The 21146-nt window shown below is 71.6% G+C and carries 20 protein-coding genes and 1 tRNA gene; 4 read left to right on the top strand and 17 right to left on the bottom strand.

Features of this window, described 5'->3' with window-relative positions; all coding sequences use genetic code 11:
• Positions 1 to 34: 34 nt before the first annotated feature.
• From ACGGAQ_RS02600 to ACGGAQ_RS02610, 3 genes are read right to left on the bottom strand one after another with little or no spacing between them, the layout of a single operon-like run.
• Positions 35 to 604, bottom strand: a complete 570-nt coding sequence (locus tag ACGGAQ_RS02600; protein ID WP_393043925.1) for a 2'-5' RNA ligase family protein — start codon at positions 602 to 604, stop codon at positions 35 to 37.
• A gap of 25 nt (positions 605 to 629) precedes the next feature.
• Positions 630 to 1655: a tryptophan--tRNA ligase gene (trpS, locus tag ACGGAQ_RS02605; RefSeq protein WP_266248757.1), complete on the bottom strand. Its 1026-nt coding sequence runs from the start codon at positions 1653 to 1655 to the stop codon at positions 630 to 632.
• Between the two features lie 33 nt (positions 1656 to 1688).
• Entirely contained in the window at positions 1689 to 2729 is a 1041-nt protein-coding gene (locus ACGGAQ_RS02610; RefSeq protein ID WP_393043927.1) for a hemolysin family protein, read from the bottom strand.
• A 191-nt stretch (positions 2730 to 2920) separates the two neighbouring features.
• Here ACGGAQ_RS02610 and galE point away from each other — a divergent pair, with 191 nt between their 5' ends.
• Together galE and galK are read left to right on the top strand one after the other, a co-directional pair.
• Positions 2921 to 3904, top strand: a complete 984-nt coding sequence (gene galE / locus ACGGAQ_RS02615; protein ID WP_393043929.1) for a UDP-glucose 4-epimerase GalE — start codon at positions 2921 to 2923, stop codon at positions 3902 to 3904.
• The gene (galK, locus tag ACGGAQ_RS02620; RefSeq protein WP_393043931.1) at positions 3901 to 5070 is read left to right on the top strand and encodes a galactokinase; all 1170 of its coding nucleotides are present in this window, start codon (positions 3901 to 3903) and stop codon (positions 5068 to 5070) included. Before galE ends, galK begins: the two co-directional genes overlap by 4 nt.
• Positions 5071 to 5176: 106 nt before the next feature.
• Here galK and ACGGAQ_RS02625 read toward each other — a convergent pair whose 3' ends face one another.
• The 8 genes from ACGGAQ_RS02625 to ACGGAQ_RS02660 form a co-directional block, all read right to left on the bottom strand.
• Complete coding sequence (locus ACGGAQ_RS02625; RefSeq protein WP_393043933.1) at positions 5177 to 6472, bottom strand: sulfate adenylyltransferase subunit 1; 1296 nt, start codon at positions 6470 to 6472, stop codon at positions 5177 to 5179.
• Positions 6472 to 7383, bottom strand: a complete 912-nt coding sequence (cysD, locus tag ACGGAQ_RS02630) for a sulfate adenylyltransferase subunit CysD (RefSeq protein ID WP_393043935.1) — start codon at positions 7381 to 7383, stop codon at positions 6472 to 6474. Before cysD ends, ACGGAQ_RS02625 begins: the two co-directional genes overlap by 1 nt.
• A 65-nt stretch (positions 7384 to 7448) precedes the next feature.
• Positions 7449 to 8279 carry an inositol monophosphatase family protein gene (locus ACGGAQ_RS02635; RefSeq protein ID WP_354860513.1) on the bottom strand — a complete coding sequence of 277 codons (831 nt, stop codon included), beginning with the start codon at positions 8277 to 8279 and terminating at the stop codon, positions 7449 to 7451.
• A 135-nt stretch (positions 8280 to 8414) separates the two neighbouring features.
• Positions 8415 to 9005, bottom strand: a complete 591-nt coding sequence (gene pth, locus ACGGAQ_RS02640) for an aminoacyl-tRNA hydrolase (protein ID WP_393043937.1) — start codon at positions 9003 to 9005, stop codon at positions 8415 to 8417.
• Positions 9006 to 9095: 90 nt separating this feature from the next.
• Positions 9096 to 9794, bottom strand: a complete 699-nt coding sequence (locus tag ACGGAQ_RS02645) for a 50S ribosomal protein L25/general stress protein Ctc (RefSeq protein WP_393043939.1) — start codon at positions 9792 to 9794, stop codon at positions 9096 to 9098.
• Positions 9795 to 10105: 311 nt separating this feature from the next.
• Positions 10106 to 11086, bottom strand: a complete 981-nt coding sequence (locus ACGGAQ_RS02650) for a ribose-phosphate diphosphokinase (protein WP_030329105.1) — start codon at positions 11084 to 11086, stop codon at positions 10106 to 10108.
• Positions 11087 to 11143: 57 nt separating this feature from the next.
• The gene (gene glmU, locus ACGGAQ_RS02655) at positions 11144 to 12676 is read right to left on the bottom strand and encodes a bifunctional UDP-N-acetylglucosamine diphosphorylase/glucosamine-1-phosphate N-acetyltransferase GlmU (RefSeq protein ID WP_393043942.1); all 1533 of its coding nucleotides are present in this window, start codon (positions 12674 to 12676) and stop codon (positions 11144 to 11146) included.
• Positions 12677 to 12786: 110 nt separating this feature from the next.
• Positions 12787 to 12858, bottom strand: a tRNA-Gln gene (locus tag ACGGAQ_RS02660).
• Between the two features lie 331 nt (positions 12859 to 13189).
• Here ACGGAQ_RS02660 and ACGGAQ_RS02665 point away from each other — a divergent pair.
• Together ACGGAQ_RS02665 and ACGGAQ_RS02670 are read left to right on the top strand one after the other, a co-directional pair.
• Complete coding sequence (locus tag ACGGAQ_RS02665; RefSeq protein WP_393043944.1) at positions 13190 to 14155, top strand: acyl-CoA desaturase; 966 nt, start codon at positions 13190 to 13192, stop codon at positions 14153 to 14155.
• 223 nt (positions 14156 to 14378) lie between these two features.
• Entirely contained in the window at positions 14379 to 15065 is a 687-nt protein-coding gene (locus ACGGAQ_RS02670) for a TetR family transcriptional regulator (protein ID WP_393045633.1), read from the top strand.
• 4 nt (positions 15066 to 15069) lie between these two features.
• Here ACGGAQ_RS02670 and ACGGAQ_RS02675 read toward each other — a convergent pair whose 3' ends face one another.
• The 6 genes from ACGGAQ_RS02675 to ACGGAQ_RS02700 all read right to left on the bottom strand — a co-directional run bounded on the left by ACGGAQ_RS02675 (position 15070) and on the right by ACGGAQ_RS02700 (position 21028).
• Positions 15070 to 15546 carry a DUF4383 domain-containing protein gene (locus ACGGAQ_RS02675; RefSeq protein WP_393043946.1) on the bottom strand — a complete coding sequence of 159 codons (477 nt, stop codon included), beginning with the start codon at positions 15544 to 15546 and terminating at the stop codon, positions 15070 to 15072.
• 209 nt (positions 15547 to 15755) lie between these two features.
• Entirely contained in the window at positions 15756 to 16211 is a 456-nt protein-coding gene (locus ACGGAQ_RS02680; RefSeq protein WP_393043948.1) for a DUF4383 domain-containing protein, read from the bottom strand.
• 95 nt (positions 16212 to 16306) lie between these two features.
• Entirely contained in the window at positions 16307 to 18112 is a 1806-nt protein-coding gene (locus tag ACGGAQ_RS02685) for an ABC-F family ATP-binding cassette domain-containing protein (RefSeq protein ID WP_393043950.1), read from the bottom strand.
• Between the two features lie 116 nt (positions 18113 to 18228).
• Complete coding sequence (locus tag ACGGAQ_RS02690) at positions 18229 to 19179, bottom strand: 4-(cytidine 5'-diphospho)-2-C-methyl-D-erythritol kinase (RefSeq protein WP_393043952.1); 951 nt, start codon at positions 19177 to 19179, stop codon at positions 18229 to 18231.
• 86 nt (positions 19180 to 19265) lie between these two features.
• Positions 19266 to 20135: a 16S rRNA (adenine(1518)-N(6)/adenine(1519)-N(6))-dimethyltransferase RsmA gene (gene rsmA, locus ACGGAQ_RS02695; protein WP_393043954.1), complete on the bottom strand. Its 870-nt coding sequence runs from the start codon at positions 20133 to 20135 to the stop codon at positions 19266 to 19268.
• Positions 20129 to 21028: a TatD family hydrolase gene (locus ACGGAQ_RS02700; RefSeq protein WP_393043956.1), complete on the bottom strand. Its 900-nt coding sequence runs from the start codon at positions 21026 to 21028 to the stop codon at positions 20129 to 20131. The genes rsmA and ACGGAQ_RS02700 overlap by 7 nt, the downstream gene beginning before the upstream one ends.
• Positions 21029 to 21146: the final 118 nt, after the last annotated feature.

The following is a 21146-nucleotide window of genomic DNA, read 5'->3' on the forward strand; positions in this document are numbered from 1 at the left end:
CAAGAGTGCTCGCCGCCCGGCGGGTCGCCGACCGTCAGTCGCCGAGGCGGAAGTCCCGGCGGGGTTGCCACCGGGCCTGCCCGCTGTGCGAGAAGAGGGTGAACCCGTCGACCTCGAACATCGCGGAGAAGTCGGCCAGATCCTCGTACACCTTGTCCAACGCCTCGCCAGGGACGTCCTGCGCCACGGTGACGTGCGGATGGTACGGGAAGCGGGTCTGGCGGTGCAGGCCCGGCGCGGCCGCGATCGCGGCCGCCAGCAGTTCGCATTCGCTGATCCCGGCGGCCACCGCGACGAACACCACCTGCGTCACCGGCCGGAACGTGCCGGTGCCCCGCAGGTGCAGCGTGAACGGCAGATGCGCGGCCGCCACGGCGGCAAGGTGCCGCTCGACGCCCGGCAGGATGGCGGTCGGGATCTCGGTCGGACCGAGCAGCGTCACGTGTGCCGGCACCGCGAGGGGATCGCCCGCCTCGACCCGGCGCCGGGTGAGCTGGGCCCCCCACGGCTCCGGGATGTCCACCGCTATGCCGATCTGGACGGTGTCGCCGGACGGCGGCACCCCGCCACTGCGATCCACGCTCCGTGCCGCCACGTCGGCCACCGACCCGCCCACCTGTCCCGCAGCGCTATTCGCCGCGCACCGGCGGGAAGAAGCCGACCCGCTCGTACGCGGACCGCAGGGTCGCGCCGGCCACCGACCGGGCCTTCTCCGCACCGGCGGCGAGCAGCTTGTCCAGCTGCGCCGGGTCGTCGAGGTAGGTGCGCGTACGCTCCTGGATGGGGCGGACGAACTCCGCCACGACCTCGGCCAACTCCTTCTTGAGGTCTCCGTAGCCGCGGCCGGCGAACGCAGCCACCAGGTCGTCGATGCCACGCCCGCTGAGCGCCGAGTAGATGGTCAGCAGGTTGGACACGCCCGGCTTGGTCTCGGCGTCGAAGACGATCTCCCGACCGGTGTCGGTCACCGCGGAGCGGATCTTCTTGGCCGACCGGGCCGGATCGTCCAGCAGGTCGATGATGCCGGCCGGCGAGGACGACGACTTGGACATCTTCGCCGTCGGGTCCTGCAGGTCGGTGATCTTCGCGGTGTCCTTGACGATGTGCGGTGCGGGCACCGTGAACGTCGCGCCGAACAGCGAGTTGAACCGCTGGGCCAGGTCGCGGGAGAGCTCCAGGTGCTGACGCTGGTCCTCGCCGACCGGCACCGCGTTGGCCTGGTAGAGCAGGATGTCGGCGGCCTGCAGGACCGGGTACGTGAAGAGCCCGACGCTCGCCCGCTCGTTGCCCTGCTTCTGCGACTTGTCCTTGAACTGAGTCATCCGGCTGGCCTCGCCGAAGCCGGTGATGCAGCCGAGCACCCAGGCCAGCTGCGGATGCTCAGGCACCTGCGACTGCACGAACAGGGTGCTGCGCTCCGGGTCGAGACCGACCGCGAAGAGCTGGGCGGCCGCCACCCTGGTCCGCTGGCGCAGCAGCGCCGGGTCGTGACCCGCGGTGATGGCGTGCAGGTCCACCACGCAGTAGAACGCGTCGTGGGTGTCCTGCAGGGCCACCCAGTGCCGCACGGCTCCCAGGTAGTTGCCGAGGTGGAACGAGTCGGCCGTCGGCTGGATGCCGGAGAAGACGCGGGGTCGCTCGGAAACGTCGGGCATGGCGATAATTCTGTCAGCAAGCAGGCGGGGCCGTCATGACGGGCCGGCGCGTCGGCCCCGGCCGGCCGGTGTCGGGGCGCTGACCTCGCGTGGCACGCCCGCGCGCCGCTGCTCCGGCACGCGGAGCGCCGACACCGCGAGCCGGGCGACCCGACGTCCGTCCAGCGCCAGCACCCGCAGCAGCCAACCGTCCGCCGGCTCCACCGGATCGGGACCGCCGTCATCGGGCGGCTCGGCGGGTACGGGCACCTCGTCCCCGGGCAGCGGCAGCCGGCCCAGCACGGCCATCACGTACCCGCCGACCGTCTCGTACGGCCCGGCGGGCAGCGCCACGCCGGTCCGCTCGGCGAAGTCGGCGAGGTTGAGCCGGCCGTCGACCACCGCCGGCAGGCCGGCGTGCGGCGGGTCGGGGGTCGTGTCGTACTCGTCGTGGATCTCCCCGACGAGTTCCTCGATCAGATCCTCCAGGGTGACGATCCCGGCGGTTCCGCCGTACTCGTCGATCACCACCGCCAGGTGGTGACCCTCCCGGCGCATCTCGGTCAGCGCGGCCAGGACCGGCTTGCTGCCGGGCACCTGCTTGACCTCACGGGTCAGCTCACCGACGGTGACGCACGGGTCGGCGTCCGGACGCAGCAGCACGTCCCGCAGGTGCACGAACCCGATCACGTCGTCCTGGGTGCCATCGGTCACCGGGTAACGGGTGTGCGTCTCGACCCGCACAAGCCGGGCGGCCTCGGCGATGGTCAGCCGGGCCGGCAGGAAGACCACCTCGGTGCGGGGCATCATCACCTCGCGGACGAGACGCGCGCCGGCCACCAGCACCTCGTCGATGATCCGCCGCTCGTCCGGGTCGAGCACCGTGTTCACCGCGAGCAGGTCCCGTAGCTCGGCCTCGGAGATGCGTTCCCGCCCGGCCGCCGGGCCGGCCCCGAGCAGGTCGGTGACGAGGCGGGTGGCGCCGTCGGCGGCGCGGACCAGGATCCGGGCGACGGCTCGGGCGAGCGGGCCGGGGTCGCGGCGGGGCTTGCGCCGCACGCGTCGCCGGAGCCCGGAACGGGCCGCTTCCCGCATGACAGAGATGGTAGACACCGGGTGCCCGCCGTACCGGCGATCGCGCGGAGTCACCGGCGATGTGCGGCTCTGTTTAAACGTGAGAGATTATGATGGAATGGGTTGGCGGCGTGCTCGACTCCGGTCTTATCCGCCGCCGTAGGGTGATCACCAAAGGCCACGTCCCGGCGGGCCAGGCAGGAGGCAACGACGTGAAACTGCTCGTCACCGGGGGCGCCGGGTTCATCGGCAGCGTGGTGACCCGGATGCTGCTCGACGCGGGCCACCAGGTCGTCGTCCTGGACGACCTGCGCACCGGTCACCGCGAGGCGCTCGCTCCGGACGCGACCCACGTCGAGGCGTCCATTCACGACGCCGCCCAGATCCTCACCCCCGACGCCGGCTTCGACGGGGTGCTGCACTTCGCCGCCCTCATCGCCGCCGGCGAGTCGATGGTGAAGCCCGAGCTGTACTGGCAGACCAACACCGTCGGCTCGCTCGCCCTGATCAACGCCGTCCGCGCCGCCGGGGTGCCCCGGATGGTCTTCTCCTCCACCGCCGCCGTCTACGGCAACCCCACCGAGCTGCCGATCACGGAGACCGCGGTCAAGGCGCCCACCAACACGTACGGCGCCACCAAGCTCGCCGTCGACATGGCGCTCACCTCCGAGGCCATCGCGCACGGGCTGGCCGCCGTCTCGCTGCGCTACTTCAACGTCGCCGGCGCGCACCTCGCCGGCGACGTCGCGCTCGGCGAACGGCACGACCCGGAGACGCACCTCATCCCGATCGCCCTGGAGGTCGCCGCCGGCCGGCGGGAGAAGCTCCAGCTCTTCGGCGACGACTACCCCACGGCGGACGGCACCTGCGTCCGCGACTACATCCATGTCGCCGACCTGGCCCGCGCCCACCTGTTGGCACTGGACGCCGCCACCGGGGGCCAGCACCGCATCTACAACCTCGGCAACGGCAACGGCTTCACCAACCGGCAGGTGGCCGACGTGGTCCGCGAGGTCACCGGCCACCCGCTGCCGGTCGAGGTGGCGCCGCGCCGCGAGGGCGACCCCGCCGAACTGGTCGCCTCCTCCGCGCTGGCCCGTGACGAGCTGGGCTGGGTGCCGCAGAAGCCCACTCTGCACGACATGGTCGGCGACGCCTGGGCCTTCTACCGCACGCACGTCCTGGAGAAGTCATGACCAGCCCCACCGGCGACGTCGTCGAGCGGGCCGCCGCCGGCTTCACCGACCAGTACGGCGGCCAGGCCGCCGGCCTCTGGGCCGCGCCCGGCCGGGTCAACCTGATCGGCGAGCACACCGACTACAACGACGGGTTCGTGCTGCCCTTCGCGCTGCCACTGCGTACCGTGGTCGCCGCCGACCGGCAGGACGACGAGCGCTGGACGGTCTGGTCCGAGCTCTCCGACGAGACGATCACCTTCGGCGCGGACGACGTGGCCGAGCCCGGCCGGGTGACCGGCTGGGGCGCGTACGTGGCCGGGGTGGTCTGGGCGCTGCGCGACGCCGGCCACGCGGTGCCCGGCGCTCGGCTGGCGATCGCCTCCGACGTGCCGCTGGGTTCCGGGCTCTCCTCGTCGGCCGCGCTGGAGTCGTCCGTGCTCGCCGCCCTGCTCGACCTCGGTGGGGTGGACCTGTCCCCCGAGCGGCAGCCCCGGCTGGCGCAGCGGGCGGAGAACGTCTACGTGGGCGCGCCGACCGGCATCATGGACCAGTCCGCGGTGATCCGCTGCCGCGCCGGGCACGCGCTCTTCCTCGACTGCCGCGACGAGTCCGTCGAGCACATTCCATTCGACCTGGACGCCGCCGGGCTGGCCGTGCTGGTCATCGACAGCCGCGCACCGCACCGGCACGCCGACGGGGAGTACGCCGCCCGCCGCCGGTCCTGCGAGGTTGCCGCCAAGGCGCTCGGCGTCGCCGCGCTGCGCGACGTGGCCGTCGACCAGCTCGACAGCGCACTGGCCCGCCTCGACGACGAGGAGACCCGGCGGCGCGTCCGACACGTGGTCACCGAGGACCAGCGTGTGCTGGACACGGTGGCGCTGCTGCGCGCCGGCCGGGTCCGGGACATCGGCCCGCTGCTCACCGCCTCGCACGTCTCGATGCGCGACGACTTCGAGATCACCGTGCCGGAGATCGACACGGCAGTCGAGGCGGCGCTGTCGGCCGGCGCGCTGGGTGCCCGGATGACCGGCGGCGGGTTCGGCGGCTGCGTCCTCGCCCTGGTGGAGACCGATCGCGTCGAGGCGGTGGCGGCAGCCGTCACGGCCGCGTACGCCGAACGCGGTTTCACCGCCCCCACCACGCTCCCGGTCCTCCCCGCCCCCGGCGCAACCCGCCTGCACTGAACCCCCGGTCGACCATGTTGATCAAGAGGTTTGCGTCAAAATCCGGGCTCGGACTGACGCACACCTCTTGATCACCGGTCGAGGCGGCGGGCGGGGGGTGGGTGGGTTAGCTGGTTTCGACGATCATGGCGGCACCTACTGTGCGGTTGGTGGCCTCGTCGATGATGACGAAGCCGCCGGTGGTGCGGTTGCGGCGGTACTCGTCAGCGAGGAGCGGCACCGTCGTGCGCAGCCGCACCCGGCCGATCTCGTTGAGTCGCAGTTCGTCGGCCGACTCGTCGCGGTGCAGCGAGTTGATGTCCAACCGATAGTGCAGCCCTCGCACGATCGCCCGTGCCGACCGGGTGGTGTGCTTGATCGCGTACCGGCCGCCGACCCGCAGCGGGCTCGTCTCGTCCATCCAGCAGACCATCGCCTCGATGTCCTGGGCGACCGCCGGCGCGTTGTTCGGCCGGCAGATCATGTCGCCCCGGGAGATGTCGATCTCGTCGGCCAGCCGTACCGTCACCGACATCGGCGGGAACGCCTCCGCGACCGGCCCGTCGGCGGTCTCCACGGCGGCGATCCGGCTGGTAAAGCCGGACGGCAGCACCATCACTTCGTCCCCCGGCTTCAGCACACCGGAGGCGACCTGACCGGCGTAGCCCCGGTAGTCGGTGACGGTCGTGGACTGGGGGCGGATCACGTACTGCACGGGGAACCGGACGTCGACCAGGTTGCGGTCGCTCGCGATGTGCACCCGCTCCAGGTGGTGCAGCAGCGACGGACCCTCGTACCACGGCATGTTCTCCGACCGGGTGACGATGTTGTCGCCGCGCAGCGCCGAGATCGGCACCACGGTCAGGTCCGGTACGTCGAGCTTCGCGGCGAACGCGGTGAACTCGTCGGCAATCCGCTCGTAGACCTCCTGCGACCAGTCGACCAGGTCCATCTTGTTGACACACAAAACCAGGTGCGGCACCCGCAGCAGCGAGCAGAGGAAGGCGTGCCGGCGGGACTGCTCGACCAGGCCCTTGCGCGCGTCCACCAGGATCAGCGCCAGGTCGGCCGTCGAGGCGCCGGTGACCATGTTGCGGGTGTACTGGATGTGCCCGGGGGTGTCCGCGATGATGAACTTGCGTCGGGGCGTGGCGAAGTACCGGTACGCCACGTCGATGGTGATGCCCTGCTCCCGCTCGGCGCGCAGGCCGTCGGTGAGCAGCGCCAGGTTGGTGTACTCGTCGCCACGGGCCGCGCTGACCGCCTCCACCGCCGCCAACTGGTCGGTGAAGAGCGACTTGGTGTCGTAGAGCAGCCGGCCGATCAGGGTCGACTTGCCGTCGTCCACGCTGCCGGCGGTGGCGAACCGCAGCAGGTCCATCGCCCGCGTCTCGGTCGGCGGAGCCAGGGTTTCGGTGCTCATCAGAAGTAGCCCTCCCGCTTGCGGTCCTCCATGGCGGCCTCGCTGACCCGGTCGTCACCACGGGTCGCGCCCCGCTCGGTGATCCGCGTGGCCGCCACCTCCTCGATGACCTTCTCCACGGTGTCCGCGTCCGAGCGGACCGCCGCGGTGCAGGAGGCGTCGCCGACGGTGCGGTAGCGCACCTGCGCCTTGAACCGTTCCTCACCCGCGCGGGGACGGAAGAACTCGTTGACCGCGTAGACCATTCCGTCCCGCTCGATCACCTCGCGCTCGTGCGCGTAGTAGATCGACGGTAGCGGGATGCGCTCCCGGGCGATGTAGTGCCACACGTCCAGCTCGGTCCAGTTGGACAGCGGGAAGACCCGGATCGACTCGCCCGGGTGGTGCCGGCCGTTGTAGAGCGACCACAGCTCCGGGCGCTGGTTCTTCGGATCCCACTGGCCGAACTCGTCGCGGAAGCTGAACACCCGCTCCTTGGCCCGCGCCTTCTCCTCGTCGCGGCGGGCGCCACCGAACAGCGCGTCGAAGCGGTGCTTCTCCACCGCGTCCAGCAGCACCGGCGTCTGGATCCGGTTGCGCATCCCGTCACCGGACTCGCGGACCAGCCCGCTGGCCAGGGCCTCCGGCACGCTCGCCACCACGAGGTGCAACCCCAGCTCGGCGACCCGCTGGTCGCGGTATTCGAGCACCTCGGGGAAGTTGTGCCCGGTGTCGACGTGCATGACGGGAAAGGGGATGTTGGCCGGAGCGAACGCCTTCTGCGCCAACCGCAGCATGACGATCGAGTCCTTGCCGCCGGAGAAGAGCAGCACCGGGCGTTCCATCTCGGCGACAACCTCGCGCATCACGAAGATGCTCTCCGCCTCAAGGGCGTCCAGGTGGGAGACCCGGTAGGCCGCGGGGGACGTCATGACACTCGCTCGCTCATCCGATTTCCAGACCTTTCCGGTCGGACATGTCAAGAAGTGCGCTCAGGCTACCCGGAATGCCTCTGCAGCGCTGCAAGCAACCGGTTGGCGAGATCCTTGCGACAGACCAGCAGGTCCGGCAGGCGCGGATCCGCCTCGTTGTATCGAAGCGCAGAACCGTCGATCCGGGAAGCGTGTAGTCCGGTGGCCGTCGCCACAGCCACCGGGGCCGCCGAGTCCCACTCGTACTGCCCACCCGCATGGATGTACGCGTCCACCTCGCCGGTCACCACCGCCGCGATCTTCGCACCGGCCGAACCCATCGGCACCAGGTGCGCGCCGACGTCCTCGGCCAGGTCGGTGAGGAACACCGGCGGTCGGCTCCGGCTCGCCGCCAGGCGGATCTTGCGCTCACCGGCCGTCGCCGCCTCCACAGTCATCGGCGGGTACGCGGGCGGGTAGTCGGTGCCCAGCACCCGGTGCTGCGCCGGCAGTCCCACCGCCCCGGCGACCAGCCCGTGCGGGCTCGGCGCGCTCCGCGCCCAGAGCGCGACGTGCACGGCCCAGTCCGAGCGGCCCTCCTCGGCGAACTCCCGGGTGCCGTCCAACGGATCGATGATCCACACGCGGTCCGCGGTCAGCCGGGACACCGCGCCGGTGTTCACCTCGGCCGCCCAGGCCAACCGCGAGCCCTCGTCCTCCTCGGAGAGCACCGCGTCGCCCGGGCGCCACCGCGCCAACTCCGTGCGGATCAGGTCGTGCGACACCTTGTCCCCGGCCGACTTCAGCGCGCCCGTGTCTGCGAAGCCCAACTCCGCACGCAGGTCGAGCAGCGCCTGACCGGCCCGGGAGGCCAACCACCGGGCGAACGCCCCGTCGATCATCGGAGGACTGCCCATCTGCCCGCTCCCGTCGCCTCGCCGCGGCCCGTGCCCGCACGCACCGATCGGCCGCGACCCGCGTCGCCGGTCACGGCACGCCGAAAGGCGCAGACTACCGGCCAACCATTTCCGATCCGGTACGCCCCGCCCGGCTCAACCGCCGTGATACAGGTTCTGGGTCGGCTCCACGCCCTTGACGATCACCGACTCCACCACATCGGCGGCCCGGTCCACCAGGAAATCGAGTTCCTTACGCTCCGCCGCGCCGAAATCCGACAGCACGTAATCCGCCGGATCCTGCCGCCCCGGCGGCCGACCCACGCCGAACCGCACCCGGACGTAGTCCTTGGTGCCCAACGACTTGGACATCGAACGCAGGCCGTTGTGCCCGCCCTCACCGCCGCCGAACTTGATCCGCACCTGGCCGAAGTCGATGTCCAGCTCGTCGTGCACCGCGATCACCCGCGCCGGGGGCACCTTGTAGAACTGCGACAGCGCCGCGACCGGCCCGCCGGACAGGTTCATGTACGTCAGTGGCTTCACCAGCACCAGCTTCGGACCGCCGAACCCCAGCCGCCCTTCCGCGACCTCGGCCACCGCCCGCTTGTGCCGACCGAACCGCGCGCCCAACCGCCCCGCCAGCAGATCCGCCACCATGAACCCGACGTTGTGCCGGTTACCGGCGTACTCCCGGCCCGGATTGCCCAGGCCGACCACCAGCCACGGCCCCGCCTCGTCCGTCACGACCCGCCCCTCCCGCCGTCTTCACCGACTCCCGATACGCCGGCAGGCGCCCCCGAAACTCGGGGACGCCTGCCGCACGATACGAAACGATCAGGCTTCGGTACGCGCCTCGGTGTTCTCCGCGCCCTCGGCGGCCGGGGCGGCGTCCGCACCCTCGGAGCCCTCGGTGACCTCGCCGGTCTCGGCCTCGGCCTCCTCGGTGGCCTCCTCGACCTCGGGCAGCGTCGCCTCGAGCTGCTCGGCGGTCGGCGCAGCGGTCACCGCGGCGACCGGCAGCGTCGGGTCGACGGCCAGCTCGACACCGCTGGGCAGCTCGACATCGCCGGCGGTCACCGAGGAGCCCGCCTCCAGGCCCTCGATCGACGCCTCGAGGTGGTCCGGCACCTTGGTGGCGTCGGCGGTCACCGAGAGGGTGTCGTGGTCGTGCACGATCAGGGTGTCCCGCGCGGCCTCGCCGGTCAGCTGGACCGGCACCTCGACGGTGACCTTCTCGCCCCGGCGCACCAGGATGAGGTCCACGTGCTCGAAGGTGTCCCGGATCGGGTCACGCTGGATCGCCTTCGGCAGCGCCAGCACCTGGGTGCCGTCGGTGATGTCGATCGCGAAGAGCTGGTTGGCGCCACCCTTGCGAATCGCGGCGGCGAACTCCCGCGACGGCAGCGCGATGTGCTTGGGCTTCTCGCCGTGGCCGTACAGCACGGCGGGCACCTTGCCGGCCCGGCGGGTACGACGGGCACCACCCTTGCCGAACTCGGTGCGGGGCTCGGCGCTGATCTTTACCTCGGACACGGGGAAACTCCTGATGCTTCGCTGCGGCGGCTTGTCGTCTTGCGGTGCTGGGGCGAGGGGCTCGCTGGGGCTCATGCGTCATGAACGACTGCCCGGAGCACCGCGTCGATGACGGTGCCTCCGTGCGGCGCTCTTCAGCGGCCCGCCGGGCACCCTCGCCGTGGCAACCGCACCAGTCTACCCGAGCTGTTTCCCGGGTTACCGGCAGTCCCCGATCACGGCTCCAGGCCGGCCCGCCGGCGGTGTTTCCCGCCGGCGCGCCAGCCCGTTTCGACCAGTTTGTCAGATCCGGCCGGCCGACTCGGCCATCTTCAGCTCAGGCCACCGAAGAGGGTGGTCACCGAACCGTCGTCGAAGACCTCCCGGATCGCCCGCGCCAGCAGCGGCGCGATCGACAGCACGGTCAGCTTGTCCAGCTGCTTCTCCGGCGGCAACGGCAGCGTGTTGGTCACCACGATCTCGCTGATCGAGCTGTTCTTCAGCCGCTCGGTCGCCGGGTCCGACAGGAGCGCGTGGGTGGACGCGACCACGATCTCCGCCGCGCCCGACTCCTTGAGGATGTCCGCGGCCTTGGCGATGGTGCCACCGGTGTCGATCATGTCGTCGACGATCAGGCAGACCCGACCCTCGACCTCGCCGACCACCCGGTTCGCCACGACCTGGTTCGGCTTCATCGGGTCACGGGTCTTGTGGATGAACGCCAGCGGGCAGCCACCCAACCGGTCGGTCCACCGCTCGGCCACCCGCACCCGGCCCGAATCCGGTGCCACCACGGTCATCGGGCGGCCGGCGTACTTGTGCTCCACGTACTCGGCGAGGATGTCCATCGCGAAGAGGTGGTCCACCGGGCCGTCGAAGAAGCCCTGGATCTGCGCGGTGTGCAGGTCGACGGTGAGGATGCGGTTCGCGCCGGCGGTCTTGAGCAGATCCGCGACCAGGCGGGCCGAGATCGGCTCCCGACCCCGGTGCTTCTTGTCCTGGCGCGCGTACGGGTAGAACGGCAGCACGACGGTGATCCGCTTCGCCGACCCCCGCTTCAACGCGTCCACCATGATCAGGGTCTCCATGACCCAGGTGTTCACCCCGTGCGTCACGGACTGCACCACGAAGGCGTCCGAACCACGCACGGAGTCCTTGAACCGTACGAAAATCTCGCCGTTGGCGAACTCGTACGCGTCGGCCGGCGTCGGTGCCACACCGAGCACCTCGCCGATCTCCTTTGCCAGTTCCGGGAAACCCCGTCCGGAGAAGAGCATCAGGCTCTTGCGGTTTTCGGCGACGATGCTGCCCATGGGCCCGTCTGCTCCCGTTTGTCGGCGGTACCCGGCCCGGTGGTGGTGGGTCGGGGACTATTCGGTTGCAGTATCTCCCGCGCCGGACGCACCGCCCACCGTCTCGGCCTGCCCGTGCATTGCCTCACTGTCGCTTGCGGTGCCGCCAGTTTCCGACGCACCCTTCGCGTCGCCGGCGCGCTGCGCGGCCTCGGCCGCCGCCGTACCGGCCCGCCGCTTCACCACCCAGCCCTCGATGTTGCGCTGGCGCGCGCGGGCGACACCCATCGCGCCGGCCGGCACGTCGTCCACGATCACCGAGCCGGCCGCCGTGTACGCGCCGTCACCCACCTCGACCGGCGCGACGAACATGTTGTCCGCCCCGGTCCGGGCGTGGCTGCCGATCACCGTGCGGTGCTTGTTGACCCCGTCGTAGTTCACGAACACCGACGCGGCGCCGATGTTGGTCTGCTCGCCGATCGTCGCGTCACCCACGTACGTCAGGTGCGGCACCTTCGAACCGGGCCCGATCTCGGACTTCTTCACCTCGACGAACGTGCCGACCTTCGCCTTCTCGCCCAGCCGGGCCTCGGGCCGCAGGTACGCGTACGGGCCCACGCTGGCGCCCGCGCCCACCTCGGCGCCCACCGCGTGGCTGCGCACCACCGACGCGGCCGGACCGACGATCGTGTCGATCAGCGTCACGTCCGGCCCGACCAGCGCGCCCGCGCCGACCACCGTGGCCCCGCGCAGCTGGGTGTTCTGGTCGATGACCGCGTCGCGGTCCAGCGCCACCGTCACGTCGATCCAGGTGGTCGCCGGGTCGAGCAGGCTCACACCGGTGCGCATCCACGCCTCGTTGACCCGGTCGCGCAGCAGCCGCCGCAGCGACGCCAACTCCACCCGGTCGTTGCAGCCCAGCGTCTCGACGTGGTCGACGGCCACGTGCACCGCGACCGGCTCGCCGACGGACCGGAGCAGGCCGAACACGTCGGTCAGATACTCCTCGCCCTGGTCGTTGTCGGTGGAGAGCTTGCCCAGCGCGTCGCGCAGCCGCACCGCGTCGAACGCGTAGATCCCGGCGTTGATCTCCCGGATCGCGCGCTGGGTCGCGTCGGCGTCGCGCTCCTCGACGATCTGCTCCAGCCGGCCGTCGGCGTCCCGGACGATCCGCCCGAGCCCGGTCGGGTCGGGCACCTCGGCGGCCAGCACGGTGGCCGCGGCGGCGGCCTCCTCGTGCGCGGTCACCAACGCGCCCACCGTCTCCGGGCGCAGCAACGGCACGTCCCCGTTGATCACCACGACCGTGCCGGCGCCCTCCGGTACGGCGTCCAACGCGATCCGCACGGCATGCCCGGTGCCGAGCTGCTCGGCCTGGAGCACGGGCGTGGCCTCGGGGGCGATCTCGGTCAGGTGGGCCCGGACCTGGTCGGCGCCGTGGCCCACCACGACGACGGTACGGTCGGCGGCCAGCGGCGCGGCCGCGCTCAGCACGTGGCCGAGCAGCGTACGGCCGAGCAGGGGGTGCAACACCTTGGGCAGTGTCGACTTCATCCGCTTGCCCTCACCGGCGGCGAGCACGACGACGGTACGAAGGTGGGGCTGGGGCACGACGTGGCTCCCGTCGGGACGGCGGACACTCTCGCGGCCATGCTAACCACGCGGCCCGGCAGCGGTCCCTCTTACCCCCACCAGAACCCAAAACGGACTTGTTGGGACAGCTCGGCCGCCAGGGTTCGAACCTGAAATACGGGTACCAAAGACCCGGGTGTTGCCAATTACACCACGGCCGATTGCAACGTCAAGAACACCGTCGCCTCAGGACGAGCATCCTGCCGGTACACCTTAACGCCCGACGGCCGCGACGCCAGCACTCATGCCCTTCATGATCCCCTCGACCTCGCCGACCACCGCGCGTGGCTCATGACCGTGGCGGCGGTGACACCCCCGCGCGGGAGACCGGCCGGTTGGCGCACCACGGCGAGTGAAGGGTGGGCCATGAGCAGGGCTTTAGAACGTACGTACGGGACCTTTTTCAAACTTCCCCGTGCGATCTACCGAGCCGTAAGTTACGGTGACGTAGGCGTAGGTTCGTGATCGTTTCCGTCCCCTCTGCGAGGTGCCATGTCCACTACCATGCTCGAACCCAACACCGCCGGCCCCGGCCCGAAGCCGCTCACCGACGGCAGTCAGTCCTCCGGGATCCTGGCCGCCCTGTGGGCCTTCGTCGTGATCCCCTTCGTGGCCCTGCTGGTCGCCGTGCCGATCGCCTGGGGCGGCTGGCTGGGCTGGAGCGACGTGATCATCGGCCTGGTCTGGTACGTGGTTTCCGGGCTCGGCATCACGGTGGGCTTCCACCGCTACTTCACGCACGGCTCGTTCAAGGCCAAGCGTTGGCTGCGGGTGACCCTGGCGGTCGCGGGTTCGCTGGCGGTACAGGGCGAGATCATCCAGTGGGTGGCCGACCACCGGCGGCACCACGCCTTCTCCGACCTGGAGGGTGACCCGCACTCGCCGTGGCGTTTCGGCACCAGTTTCTGGGCGCTGACGCGGGGTCTGTTCCACGCACACGTGGGCTGGCTGTTCCGCCGCGAGCTGTCCAACCGGGAGCGGTTCGCACCGGATCTGATCGCCGACCGCGACATCAGCCGGGTGGACCGACTGTTCCCCGTGCTGGTGGCCGTCTCGCTGCTCGGCCCGGCGCTGATCGGGGGCCTGGTGACCTGGTCGTGGCAGGGCGCGCTCACCGCGTTCTTCTGGGCCGGGCTGGTCCGGATCGGCCTCCTGCACCATGTCACCTGGGCGATCAACTCGGTCTGCCACGTGTACGGCGAGCGCCCGTTCGCGATGCGCCAGGGCGACCGCGCGTCGAACTTCTGGCCGCTGGCGATCCTGTCGTTCGGTGAGAGCTGGCACAACCTGCACCACGCGGACCCGACCAGCGCGCGGCACGGTGTGCTGCGTGGTCAGGTGGACATCTCGGCCCGGGTGATCTGGCTGTTCGAGAAGGTCGGCGCGGCGTCGCAGGTGCGCTGGCCGAAGCCCGAACGCCTCGCGGCCAAGCTCGTGAAGCCGGTCGCACCCCGGTAAACCGGGCGGTGCCGCGGGGTGCCGCCTGGCAGGATGGCCGGATGACCGGGCGGAGCGGGGGAACCGGACGGCTCGGCGGACGGGGGGCCGAGCCCGATCCGGGTACGGTCGGACGGCACGGCAGGCCGGTCGGGCCGCCCGCCAGTGAGGCGACGACGTGAGCGGGCACAGCGGAGGCACCATTCCACGGCAGGGCGTCACCGAGCGCCAGCGAGGCGGCGACATGCCCGAGGTCAGTGACGAAGCCGGCGGCCGGCGTGCAGTGCCGGCTGCGGCGGCGAAACCCAAGCCCCCCTCACGGGTCCGCATGTCGGCCGCGCAGCGGCGGGAGCAGCTGATCGCGATCGGCCGGCAACTGTTCGCCGAGCGAGGCTTCGACGCCACCTCCATCGAGGAGGTGGCGGCCCGCGCCAAGGTCTCCAAGCCCGTGGTGTACGAGCACTTCGGCGGCAAGGAGGGGCTGTACGCGGTCGTGGTCGACCGGGAGGTCCGCGCCCTGCTGGACCGGATCACCACGGCGCTGACGGCGGGGCATCCGCGTGAGTTGCTGGAGCAGGCGGCGATGGCCCTGCTGGGCTACATCGAGGAGGAGACGAGCGGGTTCCGGGTGCTGGTCCGCGAGTCGCCGCTGATGTCCGGCACGGCCACCTTCAGCAGCGTGATGAACGACGTGGCCCACCAGGTCGAGCACATCCTGGGCGCCGAGTTCAAGAGCCGCGGGTACGACCCGAAGCTGGCCGAGCTCTACTCGCAGGCCCTGGTGGGCATGGTCGCGTTGACCGGCCGCTGGTGGCTGGAGGTGCGCAAGCCGCGCAAGGAGACGGTGGCGGCGCACCTGGTCAACATGGCCTGGAACGGGTTGTCGCACCTGGAGGCGAAGCCCACGTTGATCACCGCCCGCCGCCGCTGACCGTTCAGCGGCGGTGCACCTCGGCCACCGGATGTTTGCGGCGTTCCAGCTCCGCCTCGGCGTGCTCCGACGGGCCGATCTTGTCGTAGAGGCCGGTGCCGAGCAGGATCAGGCCGAACAGCATCGACACGATCACGGTCGACATCGAGAAGTTGAGGAAGTTCGCGTCGGTCTGCAGCACGGACATCATGAGGATGCTGGTCACCAGGAACACCGCCCCGGCGGTGAGGTTCATGTAGTGGCCGAGGTTGCTGCGCCGCGACGCTCCGATGATCAGGACGACTCCAAAGACCACCGAGGCGAGCGAGAAGGCCAGGTTGGTGCGGAGCCCGAGGGCCCAGTGGCTGCCCCGGTCAAAGAGCGGGTCGCCGATCGTCTCGGCGACTCCCCAGACGCCGAAGACCAGGATGTAGACGCCGATCAGGCCGGAGAGGACCCGGTAGAGCGGCCGTGCCGGATGGTTCACCGGAAAGTGCGGCATACTCCTGACCCCCTGACGTGACTGGTTCAGGGGAATTGTCGCCCAAAGAAACGGGCATGTCAGGCAAACCACCGATGGCTGCGCGGCCCGCCGCATGGCTGGACCAGGTCAGGTTTTCGCCGGAGCCCGAGCTGCGCAGGGATCAAGCCTGACCGCCCGGAGCAGCTCGGGCTCCGGCGAAAACCCACGACCGCAACCAAAGACCAGACTCAGAGCACGAGACGAGCCTTCTGGAACGCCTCCGCCTCATCCTCCGTGCCGACCTTGCCGTACATGCCGGCCATGAGCAGCACCAGGGCGGCCGTCATCACGACGATCACGGTGAAGATGCTGAAGTTGAAGAAGTTGGCGTCCGTCCGGATGAAGGCCAGGCCGGCCAGGCTGATCACCATCAGGGCGTACGCCAGCCACTGGTTGATCGCCACGTCGATGTTGCGGCCGAGCGCGGTGCCGACCAGCACGACGAGCCCGAGCAGCACGCACAGCAGCGAGAAGCCGAGGTTGGTGCCCTGGCCGAGGACGCGGGTGTCGTCCTGGGCGAGGATCTCGTTGCCGGCGCTCGTGATGATGCCGAGCACGCCGAAGACCACCAGGTACAGACCGGTCAGCCCGCCGATCGCCCGGTAGATCGGCCGCGCGGGGTGGTTGATGGGGGTGTGGGCCATGTCTGGGTCTCCAAGGGTGAGGTGTCGCCGACGATTGTTCCGCATGTGTCGGTGTGACGCCGCACACGGCCCCCGCGCCGGCGTGCCCGGCCCGCTCAGCCCTCGGGCAGCTCCTCGGCGAGGGTCATCCAGGTCTCCTCGATCCGTTCCCGTTCGGCGCGCAGATCCTTGAGCTGGGTGTCCAGGTCGGCGACGCGGGCGTAGTCGGTGGCGTCGGCGGCGAGTTGGTCGAGCAGGGTCACCTCGCGCTGGTCGAGCTTGCCGAGCTGCCGTTCCAGCCGGGTCAGCTCCTTGCGGGCCTGGCGCACTTCCGCGGCGGACATGCCACCCGCGGTGGGCCCGGCCGGCGCGACCGGGCCGGTGCCGCCCACCCGGGAGGCGCCGGCTCGCTCGGCGGTCCGGGCGAGGTATTCGTCGACGCCACCGGGCAGGTGCACGAGCCGGCCGTCGCCGAACATCCCGTACGCCGTGTCGGTGACGCGTTCGATGAGGTAGCGGTCGTGGCTGGCCACGATGATCGTGCCGGGCCACGAGTCGAGCAGGTCCTCCAGCGCGGCCAGGGTGTCGGTGTCCAGGTCGTTGGTGGGCTCGTCGAAGAGCAGCACGTTGGGCTCGCCGGCGAGCAGCCGGAGCATCTGCAACCGCCGACGCTCACCGCCGGACAGGTCGCTGACGGGCGTCCAGAGCCGGCGGTCGTCGAACCCGAAGACCTCGGCGAGCTGGGCGGCGGAGACCTCCCGGTCACCGAGCTGGACCCGGCGGGCGACCTCCTCGACGGCCTCCAGCACCCGCAGGTGCCCGGGCAGCTCGGCGAGTTCCTGGGAGAGGAACGCCGGTCGCACCGTCGAGCCGGTGCCAAGGCGGCCACCGTCGGGGCGGGTGATGCCGGCGAGCATCCGCAGCAGGGTGGTCTTGCCGGCGCCGTTGGCGCCGAGGATGGCGATCCGGTCGCCGGGGCCGACCAGCCACGTGACGTCGCGCAGGATCTCCTTCGGCCCGGCGTGCAGCTCGACGTTCTCCAGCTCGTACACCTGCTTGCCGAGCCGCGAGACGGCCATGCGCTGCAACGACATGGTGTCCCGGGCCGGCGGCACGTCGGCGATCAGCGCGTTCGCGGCGTCGATGCGGAACTGCGGCTTGGAGGTGCGGGCCGGCGGCCCGCGCCGCAGCCAGGCGATCTCCTTGCGGAGCAGGTTCTGCCGGCGGGCCTCGGTGGCGGCGGCGACACGTTCACGCTCGGCGCGGGCGAGGGTCCAGGCGGCGAAGCCACCCTCGTACGCCCGGACGGTCTGGTCGCCGACCTCCCAGGTGGTGGTGCAGACCGCGTCCAGGAACCACCGGTCGTGGGTGACCACGACGAGGGCGCCCTTGCGGCCGACCAGGTGCCGGGCCAGCCAGTCGACACCGCCGACGTCGAGGTGGTTGGTGGGCTCGTCGAGGATCAGCAGGTCCGAGTCGCGGACGAGCAGCGCGGCGAGCGCCACCCGCCGCCGTTCGCCACCGGACATCGGGCCGACCGGCTGGTCGAGGCCGAGGTGCGGCATGCCGAGGCCGTCGAGGATGTTGCGGACGCCGGCGTCGCCGGCCCACTCGTGCTCGGCGCCCATGCCCTCACCGAGCCAGGCGGTGCCGAGCACGACGTCCCGGACGGTGGCGTCCGGGGCGAGGGTGAGCTGCTGCGGTAGCCAGAGCACGCGCAGGTCGCGGCGGTGGGTGACCCGGCCGTCGTCGGGCTCCTCCTGCTTGGTGAGCAGGCGCAGCAGGGTGGACTTGCCGGCGCCGTTGAGGCCGACCACACCGATCCGGTCGGCGTCGTCCAGGCCGAGCGAGACGTCCGTGAGCAGCCGCCCGGCGGCGCCGTACCCCTTGGACACCCGGTCCAGATTGACGATGTTGGCCACGTTCCACCCTTCAAGATCAAGGCGTCCGGGTGCCGGCGGGCACCTCGGGACGCCTGAACCAAGGGTACGCGGACGTTCCGGCCACCCGCGCCGCGCGGGCCGGCCGGGACGCGACGTCAGCCGACGCGCGCGCCCGCCACGGGCCCGTGCGCGACCCGTGCCTCCCGACACACCCCGGCGCTGGTCAGCTCGGCGGCGATCCGCTCGGCGTCGGCGGCGTCCGCGGCGAGGAAGACGCAGGTCGGGCCGGAGCCGGAGACGATGCCGGTGAGCGCGCCGGCCGCCTCGCCGGCCTTGAGGGTGTCGGCCAGCGCGGGCCGCATGGCCAGCGCGGCGTCCTGCAGGTCGTTGCCGAGCGTACTGGCGAGGACCCGGGGGTCTCGTTGACGCAGCGCGCCCAGCAGGGCATCGGTGCTGCCCAGCGGGGCGCCCGCGGCGCCGGAGTCGCGCAGCCGGTCCAGCTCGCGGTAGGCGGCCGGGGTGGACAGGCCGCCGTCGGCGATCGCCACGACCCAGTGCCAGGAGGTGGCTCGGGCCAGCACCGGGCTGACCGCCTCACCCCGGCCGGTGCCCAGCGCGGTGCCGCCGTAGATCAAAAACGGCACGTCGGAGCCCAGGTCGGCGGCGATCCCGGCCAGTTCGTCGCGGGACAGCCCGGTGCCCCACAGCGCGTCACAGGCCACCAGCGCGGCGGCCGCGTCGGCGCTGCCGCCGGCCAGCCCGCCGGCGAGCGGGATCTGCTTGCGCAGGTGCAGGCGGGCGTGCGGCAGCACCCCCGCGTACCCGGCCAGGGCGTGCGCGGCGCGGATCACCAGGTTGGAGTCGTCAAGCGCCAGCTCGCCGGTGCCCTCGCCCTCCATGGTCAACGCGAGCGTGTCGCCCCGGCGGGCGGTCAGCTCGTCGTAGATGGAGATGGCGTGGTAGACGGTGTTCAGCTCGTGGTAGCCGTCGCGGCGCAGCGGGCCCACCCCGAGGTGCAGGTTCACCTTGGCGGGCACCCGGACCTTCACCGGACCGATGGCCCCGCGTCGCTCGTCCTCGTCGTCCGGTCGCCAGGCCTCGGTCACGGGGTGAGGTCCCGCGTGCGCAGGCGAATGTCGAACGGCTTGCTCAAAATCAGCTCCTCGGCGGAGTCGGCGGACACGGCGTCAGCCTACTTCGGGGCCACCGTACCGGCCGGGGCCGACGCGGCGATGGCGGCGAACTGCTCGACGGTCAGTGACTCCCCCCGGGCCCCGGGGTCGACGCCGGCGGCGGTCAGCGCGGCGGCGGCCCGGTCCGGGCCGCCGGCCCAGCCGGCCAGCGCGGCGCGCAGGGTCTTGCGGCGCTGCGCGAACGCCGCGTCCACGACGGCGAAGACCCGCTCGCGCGGCACGTCGGCGCGGGGCGGTTCGTGGCAGGTGAAGGCGACCAGACCGGAGTCGACGTTCGGCACCGGCCAGAACACGTTCGGCGGCACCTTACCGGCGCTTCGGGCGTGGGCGTACCAGGCGAGCTTGACCGACGGGATGCCGTACACCTTCGAGCCGGGACCGGCGACGAGCCGGTCGGCGACCTCCTTCTGCACCATCACCAGACCGTGCCGGAGGGTGGGCAGCTCGGCGAGGAGGTACAGCACCACCGGTACGGCGACGTTGTAGGGCAGGTTCGCGACAAGCGCGGTCGGCGGCGGGTCACCCAGCTCGGCGGCGCTGACCCGGAGCGCGTCGGCGCGGTGCACGGTGAGCCGGGCGGCGTCCGCCCCGGCGTGCCGGGCGACGGTCTCCGGCAGCGCACCGGCGAGCGTCGGGTCGATCTCCACGGCGTGCAGGTGCCCGGCGACCGGCAGCAGCCCCAGGGTGAGTGAGCCGAGCCCTGGGCCCACCTCCAAGGCCACGTCGTCGGGGGTCAGGCCGGCGGCCGTGACGATGCGCCGCACCGTGTTCGGGTCGTGCACGAAGTTCTGGCCGAGCTTCTTGGTGGGCGCGACGCCCAGCCGGGCGGCCAGCTCCCGGATCTCCGCCGGGCCGAGGAGGCTCACCACGGGCCGAAGGCCCGGTCGCCGGTGGCGGAGATGGCCGCGCACAGCTCGTCCAGGTCGCTGCCGGTGGTCGCGGCGAGGGACCGGACGGTGAGCGGGATGAGGTACGAGGCGTTCGGCCGGCCACGGTGCGGGGTCGGGGTGAGGTAGGGGGCGTCGGTCTCCACCAGGATCTGGTCCAGCGGGGTGAGCGCGGCGGCCTCGCGCAGGGCGGTGGCGCTGCCGAAGGTGACGGTGCCGGCGAAGCTGAGCAGGTAGCCCCGGCGCACGCACTCGCGCGCGAACTCGGCGTCACCGGAGAAGCAGTGCAGCACCACCGTGTCCGGTGCGCCCTCGTCGTCGAGGATCCGCAGCACGTCGGCGTGCGCGTCCCGGTCGTGGATGACCAGCGTCCGGCCGTACCGCTTGGCGATGGCGATGTGCGCCCGGAAGCTCGTCTCCTGCGCGGCGCGCCCCTCGTCGCCGGTACGGAAGAAGTCCATGCCGGTCTCGCCGATCCCCCGGACCCGGTCGCGGGCGGCCAACGACTCGATCTCCCGCAGCGCCTCGTCGAGGTCGCCCAGCCGGGGCGCCTCGTTGGGGTGCAGCGCCACGGTGGCCAGCACGGCGGGATACGCCTCGGCGATGTCCGCGCCCCACCGCGAGGAGGCCACGTCCACGCCCACCTGGACCAAGCGGTCCACGCCGACCTTGGTGGCCACCGTGATCGCCGTGGCGACCGGGTCGTCGGACGGCCCGCCACCGGGTACGCCGGCCTCGCTGACGGTGATGTCCAGGTGGGTGTGGCTGTCCAGCACCGGCCGGGGCAGCGGCTCGGGGGCGGGCGGGAACTCTCCGGCCCGCCGGGCGGCACGCTCGCGGCGGGTTTCAGTCGGCTCGCTCATCAGCGACAGCATCACACACCGGGGCCGTCCATCCGCCCGCCACCCGGCGTTCACCTCGACTACGCCGCGCGACTCTACCGTCGCCGGGTGAGCGAGCGCAGCGAGCGAACCATGAGGCACAGCAGCGTGG

This window comes from Micromonospora sp. NPDC047557 (assembly GCF_043205095.1).
Lineage (GTDB): Bacteria > Actinomycetota > Actinomycetes > Mycobacteriales > Micromonosporaceae > Micromonospora.